The 12,501-nt window shown below is 34.4% G+C and carries 13 protein-coding genes; 7 read left to right on the top strand and 6 right to left on the bottom strand.

What is annotated here, in order from left to right:
- Positions 1–67 precede the first annotated feature (67 nt).
- A complete protein-coding gene (gene rlmD / locus ACOQFO_RS12250) occupies positions 68–1,516 on the top strand; it encodes a 23S rRNA (uracil(1939)-C(5))-methyltransferase RlmD (protein WP_421689947.1) in 1,449 nt (482 codons plus the stop codon).
- 52 nt (positions 1,517–1,568) lie between these two features.
- Here rlmD and ACOQFO_RS12255 read toward each other — a convergent pair whose 3' ends face one another.
- Positions 1,569–1,832: a hypothetical protein gene (locus ACOQFO_RS12255; RefSeq protein ID WP_421689948.1), complete on the bottom strand. Its 264-nt coding sequence runs from the start codon at positions 1,830–1,832 to the stop codon at positions 1,569–1,571.
- Between the two features lie 753 nt (positions 1,833–2,585).
- Here ACOQFO_RS12255 and ACOQFO_RS12260 point away from each other — a divergent pair.
- On the top strand, positions 2,586–3,212 hold the full coding sequence (locus ACOQFO_RS12260) for a DUF4760 domain-containing protein (protein ID WP_421689949.1): 627 nt from the start codon (positions 2,586–2,588) through the stop codon (positions 3,210–3,212).
- Between the two features lie 318 nt (positions 3,213–3,530).
- Positions 3,531–4,841, top strand: a complete 1,311-nt coding sequence (locus ACOQFO_RS12265; RefSeq protein ID WP_421689950.1) for a sensor histidine kinase — start codon at positions 3,531–3,533, stop codon at positions 4,839–4,841.
- Between the two features lie 88 nt (positions 4,842–4,929).
- Here ACOQFO_RS12265 and ACOQFO_RS12270 read toward each other — a convergent pair whose 3' ends face one another.
- Together ACOQFO_RS12270 and ACOQFO_RS12275 are read right to left on the bottom strand one after the other, a co-directional pair.
- Entirely contained in the window at positions 4,930–5,514 is a 585-nt protein-coding gene (locus ACOQFO_RS12270; RefSeq protein ID WP_421689951.1) for a nitroreductase family protein, read from the bottom strand.
- A 133-nt stretch (positions 5,515–5,647) separates the two neighbouring features.
- A complete protein-coding gene (locus tag ACOQFO_RS12275) occupies positions 5,648–6,178 on the bottom strand; it encodes an amidase domain-containing protein (protein ID WP_421690017.1) in 531 nt (176 codons plus the stop codon).
- 400 nt (positions 6,179–6,578) lie between these two features.
- On the opposite strand from ACOQFO_RS12275, the gene ACOQFO_RS12280 reads away from it, so the two are divergent.
- Both ACOQFO_RS12280 and ACOQFO_RS12285 read left to right on the top strand, forming a co-directional pair.
- The gene (locus tag ACOQFO_RS12280) at positions 6,579–7,601 is read left to right on the top strand and encodes a DUF2804 domain-containing protein (RefSeq protein WP_421689952.1); all 1,023 of its coding nucleotides are present in this window, start codon (positions 6,579–6,581) and stop codon (positions 7,599–7,601) included.
- A 213-nt stretch (positions 7,602–7,814) separates the two neighbouring features.
- The gene (locus ACOQFO_RS12285; RefSeq protein ID WP_421689953.1) at positions 7,815–9,122 is read left to right on the top strand and encodes an MFS transporter; all 1,308 of its coding nucleotides are present in this window, start codon (positions 7,815–7,817) and stop codon (positions 9,120–9,122) included.
- Between the two features lie 59 nt (positions 9,123–9,181).
- On the opposite strand, the gene ACOQFO_RS12290 is transcribed toward ACOQFO_RS12285, so the two are convergent.
- Together ACOQFO_RS12290 and ACOQFO_RS12295 are read right to left on the bottom strand one after the other, a co-directional pair.
- Positions 9,182–9,907, bottom strand: a complete 726-nt coding sequence (locus ACOQFO_RS12290; protein WP_421689954.1) for a glycerophosphodiester phosphodiesterase — start codon at positions 9,905–9,907, stop codon at positions 9,182–9,184.
- Between the two features lie 143 nt (positions 9,908–10,050).
- Entirely contained in the window at positions 10,051–10,623 is a 573-nt protein-coding gene (locus ACOQFO_RS12295; protein ID WP_421689955.1) for a TetR/AcrR family transcriptional regulator, read from the bottom strand.
- 107 nt (positions 10,624–10,730) lie between these two features.
- Between ACOQFO_RS12295 and ACOQFO_RS12300 the strand changes: the two genes are divergently transcribed.
- Complete coding sequence (locus ACOQFO_RS12300) at positions 10,731–11,255, top strand: hypothetical protein (RefSeq protein ID WP_421689956.1); 525 nt, start codon at positions 10,731–10,733, stop codon at positions 11,253–11,255.
- 78 nt (positions 11,256–11,333) lie between these two features.
- Here the strand turns inward: ACOQFO_RS12300 and ACOQFO_RS12305 are convergent, their stop codons facing one another.
- Positions 11,334–11,903 (bottom strand): hypothetical protein, encoded by a 570-nt coding sequence (locus ACOQFO_RS12305; protein ID WP_421689957.1) that lies wholly within the window; start codon positions 11,901–11,903, stop codon positions 11,334–11,336.
- Between the two features lie 262 nt (positions 11,904–12,165).
- Here ACOQFO_RS12305 and ACOQFO_RS12310 point away from each other — a divergent pair, with 262 nt between their 5' ends.
- Complete coding sequence (locus tag ACOQFO_RS12310; protein WP_421689958.1) at positions 12,166–12,471, top strand: DUF3784 domain-containing protein; 306 nt, start codon at positions 12,166–12,168, stop codon at positions 12,469–12,471.
- Positions 12,472–12,501: the final 30 nt, after the last annotated feature.

The raw sequence follows: 12,501 nt of genomic DNA on the forward strand, positions 1-12,501 counted from the left end.
ATATCTGAATGATTCCAATATGGCTCATATTTCGTTATAATAATAGCTATGCGTTTTGGAATTATGCATGTTACATGCTTTATATAATAGATCGTTAGAAGGAGAGTCTCAATTGCACTATACAAAAGGAGAAGTTTTAGAAGTAGAAATCCGTCGTCTAGATGAAAGAGGTTCTGGACAAGCGGTTGTACATCGTGAGAAGGATGAATCAAAACCGAAGCAAAAAAGATTGAAGCTGACAATTCCTCAAACCTTACCTGGTGAAAAAGTAACAGCTACTTTAAAATACGGACAAAAAGGTAGAGTTGTCGCATCTGTTAATGAAATATTACAACCTCACCCTGAACGAATTGGTGCGGAATGTCCTCACTTTGATCTTTGCGGAGGATGTGTGTGGCAACACTGGGAATATTCAGGTCAGTTAAATCAAAAAACTGAATACGTGAAAGAAGTTGTTGCAGCTCAAGGTTTTGATCCTAACCTAGTTAAAGATACAATCGGCATGGACAACCCTTGGCACTATCGCAATAAAATGGAGTTTACTTTCTCAAAAGATGGTGAACTTGGTTTACATGAACAAGGTAACTTTAGAAATGTCATTTCTCTAGAAACTTGTTTGATAGCTCGAGAAGAAATGGTAGAAGCAGCATTAGAAGTTGGTAAATGGGCTAAAGATCATAATCTTCCTGGCTATAACAAAGATGAACATGAAGGATTACTTCGTCACTTAATGGTACGCCAATCATTTGCAACGGATGAAATGATGCTGGCCCTTTTTGTTACAGAAGCTCCTGAAGGTGAATTAGAAAATGCGGTACAAGATTTAATCTCTCGTATTACAGAGAAATTCCCGAAAGTACAAAGCTTATTGTGGTTAGAAAACAGAGATTGGGCAGACAGAACACAATCTGAAAAAACTCATGTATTAGCGGGTCGTGACTTTATTTACGATGAAATGTTAGGTTACCGCTATCGTCTATGGTTCGATACATTCTTCCAAACGAACCCAACTCAAGCACAAAAGCTTGTGGAATTAGCTTTAGAAATGGGTCAACCGAAAAAACATGAAAAAATGATCGATCTTTTCTGTGGAGTAGGTACTTTCTCTCTTCCATTTGCTAGCCGAGTTGGACAACTTGCTGGAATTGAAATCGTGGAGACATCTATTGAGTCAGCTAAACGTAACGCAAAAGATAACGGAATTGAAAATACTCACTTCCTAGCAAGAGATGCGAGACATGGATTGGTTGAAGTATTAGAAACTTTCGGTATACCTGATCTATTAGTGGTGGACCCACCACGTTCAGGTGCCGGCGGTAAAGTAATGCGTAGAATTGGACGTACAAAACCATCTCGACTAGTTTATGTATCTTGTAATCCTGATACATTTGCAACAGATATTAAAGAATTAGAGCCATTTGGCTATGAACTAGTAACAGTTCAACCAGTTGACCTATTCCCACATACTGTACACGTTGAATGTGTATCATTATTAGTAAGAAAAGAAGAAAATTAATAAAAAAGGGTTTCAAGTCTGGAATTTTACAGTTCCTAGACTTGAAGCCCTTTTAATATACATAAATAATAATCCACCAGATAGCAGGAATTAAGTTTATCGCAATCGACACACTTTTTTTATTCATATGAAAATACCAAGCAATGATTGTACAAACAATTAATACTACAGGATAGATCGATGTTAATGAAAAGATTACTATATTTTGAGTCGATGCCGAATGCATGATTAATACAAAAGCCATCAACCATAGAAAAACCCATGGAATAATAGCTACATAAAATACGATTTGCGTTGCTATTAAATACAGTCTCATTGTTCTCCCCCAAGGCTGGTAGTGTGTTTCACAAGCCAATCGCAAAGTAATCATTACTTTACTCTACGTTCAACCATGGACGAGTATGTTAAAACAATGAAACTTAAGAGACCGTATTTATCGATTATCATTTATTATTCAGTGCACCAGACATTATGATTTTTTCATGTTTGAAAGTTAATGCATAACATCCAGTATGCAAAGATCCAAATCATCGGTATAAGATTTAAACTTAGTGTGAAGATCGGCTTTTGTAAGTGGTTTTTCCAACTAAAAAAAGAACATCCAATGACTAATAATGGATAGGAAAGTATCGGCAATATGATTATCCATTCTACAAAACCAATTTGCCTAGCCCATATCTCGAAATAAGCAAATCCAGCAAACATCAACCAAATTGGCATAACTAAAAGATAGATTATTTGGGTCACTATGAAATAGATTCTTAAAAGGATTGTCACGCGATCCTCCAATCCGAAGATTTAACTCCCCTTCAATGATTTATTATCATCTTACGAATCTGTTTATCCAATTATGTTATGTTATGAGATTTTATATGTGGAAACTATATTAACCACTGATTGGCGAGTAAGGTTAAAAAATTCTCATAAGGTCTATTAAGCATTCTATAATTATGATCTTTTTGTAATCTATTACTCCTATTTACTATTTTTTTGCATTTTGAAGAATAGAATTCTCAAATAATAAACATACTAGAGATAAATATATTTTCATTGAATGGGAGTGTGAACTTTGGAAAATTGGAATCAATTACTTTTTACATTAGTGCAACAAAACCCTATTGAAACTGCAATTCTTTTATTCACCATATTTCTTCTAGCAATTGTTTGGTTACGGTTGAATAAAATGGTTAAAATCGACCAATTGAAGGATAAGCGAGATGCAACCGAGAAGGCCATTACTTATGCGGATCGTTTTACTGAAACGATCATCCCACATTTACGCAAATATAAAGCGAATGTCTTTGATCTTGCATATTACGACACATCCTTTGTTTCAGATGTCAAAGGGATTCATAATTTTAGATATGATTATCCATTAACGAGAGATCAAATTGCGACACGCGAAGAATTCCATATTCACGATGCATTGTACAACTTAAAAACAATTGCTACTGGAATACAGCACGGCCGTGTAGACAAAGAGGTTTGTTGCAAATTATTTGGACAAGAGTTTTGTGAGGCAGTAGAAATATACTATGATATGATTCTACATATTCGTAAAGAAGATAGTAGAGCATATGACCAAGTGATATCATTATATCAAGATTGGCGTAGGAAGTTCACAAAAATAAAACCAGGTAAAAGTATTGAATATGTCCCTGAAAAACGTATGAGTGAAAATCCCCTTTCTGTTTAAGACTGGGGATTTTTGCTATATTATTATTGGTTGAATAATAAATGTTATTAATTTAGCGATTAGATTATTTCATGAAATAGTATTTAACTATTCTTTATCGTTCAAAATGCCCAAAAGTTTAATATAAATTACTATTAGAAAGTGTTTATTTATTAGGAAAAACATGTTAAAATGTATCTATTATCTAACGATTCTTAATTTTTGTATAATTTATGCATTAATTAATATTATTTATGCATTCCAAATCACGTCTCGCAACTCCAACTTTCCGAACTCTATAAATACCGTAATATTTGATACACTATCTGAATGGGAGGTATGCTAAATTTGGTTCTCAATGCAATTCCTTTAATACAGTTCTCTATTTTTTTCTTAGCGCTTTTCTACACATTACAAATTAAAATGACATTTAGGAATATGCTATTTTGTGTTTTTTTAATTTTCCTTCCTTCTATAGCATTTTTATTTCTAGATTTAAAACAAGTAGTTATTATCTACCTTGCTATTTCAACTTTAGTATTTTTCAGTTTTGCTACCAAGTCATTAAGAGCCTTTATCGACTTCTGCTGCTTAGTATTTGGAGGAATAATTTCTGAACAGATCGCATACAAACTTTACTTTTTAATGGATCTAAGTCATCCAAAAAGTTCATACATATTTTACGCAATTATTATCGTTGCTTTCCTAACTTTTACTTACTATTACAAGAAGTTTATATTGAGAATGCATCCAACTGTAGCATTTTCATCGAATACAAAAGTATTTATTATCTTTGTTTCAGCTTTAACCATTTTTCTTATGTATTTAAATTTTTTATTGCCCCTATTTGGTCTTAATGAACAAGTTAAGTTAAAAATCCGCCTTGTAATTGAGGTAATCTGTTTTTCTAGTATGTTTGTTTTATATCGAACTTCAACTAAAGAATTTAAGATTAAAAATAATTTAGATCGACTAGAACGAGAAAATATACAGCATATCAATTACATGCAATCTTTAGAGACTATCAATAAAGAAATGCAAAAATTCAAACACGATTACTCAAACATTTTACTGACCATTCAGGGATATTTAGAGACTGAGAACTTACAAGGATTGAAACAATATTTCAAATCACATATTTTAAAAGCTGAACAGAGTACTTTTTTTAAAAATGAAGCTTTCAGTAATCTTGATAATTTAAAAGTCGTCGAATTAAAAGGACTATTATCTACGAAAGTGGTTCAAGCAAACCAACTTGGAATTAGGTTACACGTTGAGATACCTGAAACAATCGATTCAATTGAAATGGATATCATTGATTTAACTCGTATTATTGGGATACTAACTGACAATGCAATTGAGGCTTGCAGCACCCATGACGATGCTCAAATTAGTATTTCTTTCATGAAAACCAATCATAATACTATCCTAATTTGTATCGATAATACTATTGATGAATTTAAGATCCATTTAAATGATATTTATAAAGAGAACTTCTCTACGAAGGGGAAAAATCGAGGGCTTGGACTAACGAATGTAAAAGAAATATTAAAACGATATGATACAGTTAATTTAAATACACAAGTTGAAGATGGATGGTTTATGCAGGAGCTTGAAATTCCTATAAAAGAGTTGGCTTTATCGTCCTAATATTATTTTCTTTAAATAGTAATACGCTTCTCCATAATGGGGAAGCGTATTTTGTTGCAAAACTTCTTGTTTAAGAATCTGAATGTCGTTACTCTTCTTCTTTTAAGCGGAAAAATGTCACAAGTTCTCCTGATTTTTTACGTTCTCTCGGTTTTGGTAATTCATCAAAATAACCTAATTGTAGCATGGAAATAATTCTTTCCCCTGGTTTCGCTCCAATTGCTTCACGAAAAGCAGGTGCGTCTAAATAATCTGGTGTTTTCCAACAAGAACCAATCCCTCGGTCCCATGCTAAAAGTTGGATATTCTGAATCATCGTACTCGCCGCAGCATAATCTTCTAGCCTAATTTTTTGACGTACATCTTCAGGAACAATTATGAACAGAAAAGCTCCAGGAGTTGTAAACTTTTGAATTTGCTTTTCTAAAGTTACTGGATCCAAACTTTTCCAGTTAGGAATTGCTATATTTCTTAGTAACTGTTGTACATCTTTCAGTTCCTCACCACAAGCTGCAACCATACGCCAAGGCTCTCGATTTTGATGATTTGGTGCATAAACAGCATCATCGATAATTTCCATTAAGTCTTCTTGTTCCACTGGTTGACCATTGAACTTTTTTATAGACCTTCTAGTTACAATCGCTTCTTTTATGGATAAAGATTGTTCACTCATAACGTCGTGTTCTCTCCTTATTCTTCAATCATTATATAAATTTAATTACCATCAAATAACATTAACATATCAAATTATTATTGCAAGTCTTCTCATATATTGCGATTTTTTAGGGATATCCGACAGGTTTTTATTATTTAAAAACATCATCTATTTTATAAAAGTAATACTTCGTATTGGGAGTATAAGCTCTTGAGTTTCTGTAGTCAAAAAGACGGTCCGCACTATTGACCGTATGCGCATGAATATATGGAACTCCATTGATCATGCTTGTCACAATTGTAGTATGATTCGTTCTTCCATCTCCTTCAAAGTCATAACAGATAACATCACCTATTGTTAATTCTGATGGAGAATAGACTTGCCTAGCTGTAAGTCCTGACTTTGAATTGTCCAAATGTAGTTTAAATGCATGTGCAACTGACCAGCTATAACTCCATGTTTCTCTTGCAAAAACTCCTGGTCGATTGGATTGCCACCCATCTGTAATCCACCAACCTCTGCCGCGATTAGGCATTCCTGTCATTGGTGCCCCACCCGCTCTTAAACATTGCGAGATAAAATTTGTACAATCATCTGAAAAACTAGGATATCGTGGATTCCTTCCATTCCACCATGTTCTAGCATATTGTACAGCTGCTTGACGATTATAAACTGTTGGTATCTTCGCCCCTCCTCATTTACATCGTATGCATGAAGGAGGGGCAATCTTCATACCGGCATAATACTTTTTTGTAACTTTCATTATGTGTTGTGGGTTATTAGTCATTACTTCGCCATCCTCATCGCAGAATGAAATTCAAAATTAAAAATTTTGAATTTCATTTGTAACCAAATTGAAACATATTTTCTCATATAAAATTTACCTTTTTCAGTAAAAATGATGATATATTATCTAAATATAAATCATATTTTAAGTTGCAAATGTAAAGTGTAAAATTAAAGATGTTAAGCATCCGTTCACTCCCACTTTAGCTTCTTTTTTCCTATGTTAAAATGGTGGTGTATTTTCTGAACGGTTGCTACGGGGTAAAGGAAGAATTGATGTGAAAGGGTGTTTTGAATTGGCGCAGCACGCTGAACGAGAAATTATGGAGCTCACCCGTTTATGCGATAAAAATGGGAATTTAAATCCACTAGCTATTGGCTATGCTCGAAAACCATTAATTGATTGTAATTTATCAGGCCATTTTATGCGGAAGAAGAAATGGAATTATTGGTGCATTTTTGGGGAGGAAATTTTATTCTCTGTAACAGTCAGTCATCTAGACTATGCTGCGGTTTGCTTTGTTTATTTCTTAGAGTACGAAACACAACGGTTCATCGAAAAAACAATCACTATCCCACTTGGCGGCAATTTAAAAATGCCAACAAAAGTGCTTGAACCCGTACTATTCTCCAATTCTGAAATTAAAATCAGTGTGACAAACATACAATCGACTACTTATTTATCCGTCTCTTCCAGTAACTTTGAAAATGAATCCCTACAAGCTGAGCTCATTATTGAACATCCATTAGAAGACGAATCGTTAAATGTAGTCATTCCTAGAAACCGTAAGTTGTTTCAGTTTACGGCGAAGCATCACACATTACCGACATCTGGTTTTGTCAAAATTGGAAACCGTACTTATAAATTCAATGATGAGGAATGTTTTGCAGTTTTAGATTTTGGTCGAGGAATTTGGCCGCGGGAAGTTGTATGGAATTGGGCAATGGCTTCTCAATATGTAAGAAATCATCGTGTTGGTTTGAATTTTGGCGGGCAATGGACTGACGGGACTGGAATGACGGAAAATGCAATATTCATTGATGGAAAAATGACAAAAATCCATGAGGATGTTGTGTTTACTTATGATCGGACGAATTTTATGAAACCTTGGTATGTTACTACAAAATTTTCAGATCAGGTGATGCTCACTTTCCATCCATTTTTTGAACGAGTTGCAAAAAATGAACTGAAAGTCGTAAATTCTGAAGTCCATCAGTTAGTCGGCTACTATAACGGACAAGTAAAATTAGAGGATGGTAGAACATTTTTAATCCAACAAATGCTTGGATGTATTGAAGAACATGTGGCGAAATGGTAAAAAAAAATATAATGCAATCGCTCATCGTCAGAGTGATTGCATTTTTTTATCTATTTATATTAGAGCAAAAATAAACTACATGGTCACATTGAAAATATTAGCAATTAATAATATTTATAGTAACATATAGATAATCTATCACCATATCTTTAAGTGTTTATTATGATCTAGTTTAATAGCAGTGCTTAGCTTATTTCCACTTGGAGGAATTACATGATCAAAGAAAAAGAACACATTAAAAAGGAAAACAATGGACCTTTATATTCTGAAGAGGATGTTCAAAGGATCTATAAACGAACGCTTTTCATCGTTATTTTATCGCAAACCTTTGGCGGAGCAGGATTAGCTGCTGGAATTACAGTTGGGGCATTACTAGCACAGGATTTGATAGGGACAAATTCAGTTGCAGGTTTACCTGTCTTCTTATTTACATTAGGCTCAGCACTCTCGTCATTTTTAGTAGGGAATTTTTCACAGAATTTTGGAAGGCGGTACGGATTATCTGCAGGATTTATCACTGGTGGTGTTGGTGCACTTGGTGTGATACTTGCAGCAAATATCCATAACATTCCCCTTCTCTTTTTAGCTTTATTTGTTTATGGTGCGGGTACTTCAACAAACTTGCAAGCACGTTATGCAGGAAGCGATTTAGCGAACGTTAAACAACGGGCAACAGCGGTTAGTATTGCATTAGTAGCGACGACATTCGGTGCTGTTGCAGGACCGAATCTAGTTACACCAACTGGGAAATTAGCCGAAGCAATGGGCATGCATCCATTAACAGGACCATTTATGCTTTCAGCTGTAGCTTTCATATTAGCAGGTCTCATTTTCTTTATTTTCCTTAAACCTGATCCATTACTAGTAGCGAAAGAAGTCTTTAAAAGCAAGAGACAGTCGTCTAATCAAGGAAATACTACGAAACTATATCCTACTATAAATAAAATAGGAATCTTTAGTGGGGCAACGATTCTAATTCTAACTCAATTTGTTATGACATCAATTATGACAATGACACCTATTCATATGGCGGGTGGTCATGATCATAGTAATCTTAGTGCCGTAGGGATGGTAATCGGTTTCCATGTCGCAGCCATGTTCCTAACTTCTCCAATCACTGGCTATTTAACTGATAAATACGGCCGTACTGTGATGGTCTGTGCTTCTGGTATTACACTTGCCCTATCCGGAATCATTGCTTCTCTAACAACTGGGGAATCTATATTAATGGTAACAGTCGCACTTGTATTACTCGGTTTTGGATGGAACTTTGGATTAATTAGTGCGACAACAATAATTATTGATTCTACAACGGTTGAAACGAGAGCAAAAATTCAAGGTTCTGTTGATGTAGCCGTTGCAATTACAGGTTCAATTGCTGGGCTTTCCTCAGGAGTTGTTGTTGCGTATACAAGTTATGCTACTTTAGGTCATATTGGTTCATTTATGGCAGTATTGCTTATTCCACTTATATTATGGAGCCGATCGAAAAACAAGGTTAAAGCTAATCAAATTGGATAAATGAAAGAGCCATTCTCACAAGTAATTCTATAAGAATGGCTATTTTTATTTATATTAAGTTATTTTACAGAAGATAAAAACTCCAACATTTTCTCAGGTTCATCTGTAAAAATTGCATCAACACCAATTTGAAGTAATTGTGTAGCATATTCGACTTCATTCACCGTCCAAACACGAACGACCGAACCTTTTGAAATGGCTTCTAACACAGTTTTTCGTACAGCTGTTGGGAGGAAGACATGCAATGCATTTGCTGGAAGCTTTTCTTGATATTCAGCAACATCTAAAATCATATTCACAAATAACGCAGCATTTTCCACATCCGGTGAAAGTTCTGCTACGCGTTTAACTGCTTCATGATCAAAAGATGATATGACAACTCTCTCTAACATCCCCTGCTTTTCTACCTCATGAAGCACAAGCTCTTCTAGCCCAGCATACACAAATATATCTGATTTCAACTCAATATTAATATGGTGGTGAGTTTCTTTAAATATTTCCAGTACTTCTGCAAGTGTTGGAATCACTTCACCAGAAAACTCGTCAGTAAACCATGCGCCGTAATCAAACTTACGTAGTTCTTCCAAAGTCATATCCTTTACGTAACCTGTACCATTTGATGTTCGATCAATTTTCTCATCGTGAATAACAACTACTTGCTGATCAGCTGTTAAGTGAACATCAAACTCCACCCCATCTACAGGTAGTTCAGCTGTTGCCCGAAATGCTGCTAGCGTATTTTCAGGATATTTTGCGGAATAACCTCTATGTGCATAAATTTTCAACTGTCCATCCCCTCTTTTGAACAAAATTGTAAGTCTACTAACTTCATTATTCCGATACTGCCCACTTTGTTTCAACCCACTTTTTGTAAAAAAATGTGAAGGTACTCTTACCGGACAATGAGAACTACACGTTATTCTTTTCATTACTTAAATAGTCGATCCAATTCTCGTTCAACTAAATAACGTACACGGTCGTTGGAAATTGGTAAAACCCCCATTAACCGATGTAAAGCTAGTCCATCAATTAATGCATGAATGTGGGCCATTTCTTCCTCGAGAACAATATTCTCTTTTAAAAAACCGGCTTCATTCAGTTTCCCTAATAATTGAACGACACCCTGATAAACGGAGTCCTCCTTTAAATCATTTTTACGAATTTTATAAGATATATATTCTAACCATACTTGCATTTCAACGATGCGATCATCAGAAGGAATTAGCTCCATCAACATATTTAGCGCTATTTCCTTCGGGGGAAGTGGTTTCTCTGTATGTTCAAGTATTCGTTCTGTCACTTGTTCCTCAACAAGTTGCATTGCAAATTCGAGCAGTTCATCTTGCGTATTAAAATAATGCCGAACTGCCCCAAGTGATAAATTCGCCTCCTTCGCAATCGAACGTACAGAAGCCCCACCAAGACCATCTCTCGCAATTACAATCCATGTAGCTTTTGCAATTTGTGCTTTTCTTTCATCATGATTCACTATTTTTGGCATGTATTCATTATAACAAATAAATTTAATTAATACACTTGTATTGCAAAAACACTCATGTTATTATTTTAATACAAACGTATTAAATAAAATGTAAAGGAGAACTCTCAATGATTTTTTGGATTATTGCTGCTGAAATTGCTTTTTGGATCGCGATTGTCGCTGGTCTTGTTGCTCGCTATGTATTTAAGTTAAATAAAGTGAGTTTATTATTCTTCTTACTAACACCTCTAATCGACTTAGCATTAGTCGTTTTAACAACATTCGATTTACAAAGTGGTGCTACTGCAACAACTGCACATGGGATTGCAGCGATTTATATAGGGGTCTCTTTAGCCTACGGGAAATCCATGATTGCTTGGGCAGATGAAAAATTCCAAGTGTGGTTTTTAAAGAAACCAGCTACTAAAAAAATACTTTTAGGAAAGGAAAAAGGAATATATGAACTGAAGATGTGGTCAAGACACGTTTTGGCTTATCTTATCGGAAGTGCCCTTCTATGGCTGATGATCTTCTATGTTGGACATGAAAGTACAGAGGCGTTATTTAATGTGTGGAGAATTTGGTCTATTGCATTATTAATTGATGGCGCCATTAGCCTTTCTTATATTTTATTTCCAAAGAAAACAGCATAATAAGTTTAAAGGCAGACCACCTACACGTGAGTCTGCCTTTTTAATTTGAAATATTTAATTCCTTAATACAGAAACTTTCTAAATAACCGATAGGTATTCTTTATCTAATAAAGGATACTCATAGAGTGCACCTTCATATACTAAGTCGAATCTCGGATGCATGAAAAAATCATTTGGTGTAACAAGTGCAGAAGGTGTATCCCATAGTTTTACACCACTTTTATTAAACACTTCTGCTACGAATTGAGAACAAAAGAATTTATTTCTCTGATGAATCGGGTACCCGACTGCCACTCCGACAAGCCCCAACAAATTATATGAATACAATTCTTTATTACTATTGAAATTGTGAATTACATTTCTGATCCGAACATACTCACCTATTGAAACATCTATCTTTAATAATAAACATCTAGTATTATTAAAATAACGATACGTACCGAAATAAACATCCTCTTTTATAAAACCAGCTTTTAACGGATTCCTCGGATATTTTCGTCCAAAACTATAAATTTCATCAAGCTCTTCATCAAAAACAATCGATACATGATTGTAAGGGGCATCTGTAAACAATTTTATTAATCTTGTAAATACAGTACCAGTATCGGTCAATAAAACATATATTGCTTTTCTATTATTAATCTTCATAATTTATTCCCCTATCAAACTTACCAAGACTAATTTACACTAAACTAGATTTTCATCACTACTTATAACCTTTGAGAGTAGCAGTTACGACCATGTAAAACTTAGTCTTCTTTGATTATATCGGAAAGTTTATCGTTTATCAATAAATAATTAACGTTTATCAAAATGTTCAATGGTATAACTTTGGAAATTAATTGAAACTTATTGGAGAGGAAAAACGTATCCGTATTAATTCGAATTTATAATAATTGAGGTGTTTTTTATGTTCTTGCCAGCTTTTATTATTTGCCTTTTTGTAGGCTTGCTACTTTTCCTATTTGGTTTTTTAATTGGCAAAAAGAAACAACTTACCTTAATAGCAGGCTACGACGAAAAGACCTATAAGGGAGATAAAGAGAAACTAGCTAAAGCCGTCAGTTCTTTTTGTATACTTATTGGTGTTTTGACGATTCTCTTTCCAATTGGTTTAGAATTTATCGGTAATTTCATAGGGTTCATCTACACGATCATTGTCTTTGTAGGAACTATTGGATTAGTCATCTATGTAAATTTATTAAATAAAGCGTAATGACAAGGGAATCAATATTGATTCCCTTTA

The sequence above is a fragment of the Ureibacillus sp. MALMAid1270 genome (assembly GCF_049202975.1).
GTDB lineage: Bacteria > Bacillota > Bacilli > Bacillales_A > Planococcaceae > Ureibacillus.

Excerpts from the sequence above, each read along its gene's own strand:
- rlmD (WP_421689947.1), top strand. The coding sequence starts at position 68 with ATGTTACATGCTTTATATAATAGATCGTTAGAAGGAGAGTCTCAATTG.
- ACOQFO_RS12255 (WP_421689948.1), bottom strand. The coding sequence starts at position 1,832 with ATGAGACTGTATTTAATAGCAACGCAAATCGTATTTTATGTAGCTATT.
- ACOQFO_RS12265 (WP_421689950.1), top strand. The coding sequence starts at position 3,531 with ATGCTAAATTTGGTTCTCAATGCAATTCCTTTAATACAGTTCTCTATT.
- ACOQFO_RS12270 (WP_421689951.1), bottom strand. The coding sequence starts at position 5,514 with ATGAGTGAACAATCTTTATCCATAAAAGAAGCGATTGTAACTAGAAGG.
- ACOQFO_RS12285 (WP_421689953.1), top strand. The coding sequence starts at position 7,815 with ATGATCAAAGAAAAAGAACACATTAAAAAGGAAAACAATGGACCTTTA.
- ACOQFO_RS12295 (WP_421689955.1), bottom strand. The coding sequence starts at position 10,623 with ATGCCAAAAATAGTGAATCATGATGAAAGAAAAGCACAAATTGCAAAA.
- ACOQFO_RS12300 (WP_421689956.1), top strand. The coding sequence starts at position 10,731 with ATGATTTTTTGGATTATTGCTGCTGAAATTGCTTTTTGGATCGCGATT.
- ACOQFO_RS12305 (WP_421689957.1), bottom strand. The coding sequence starts at position 11,903 with ATGAAGATTAATAATAGAAAAGCAATATATGTTTTATTGACCGATACT.
- ACOQFO_RS12310 (WP_421689958.1), top strand. The coding sequence starts at position 12,166 with ATGTTCTTGCCAGCTTTTATTATTTGCCTTTTTGTAGGCTTGCTACTT.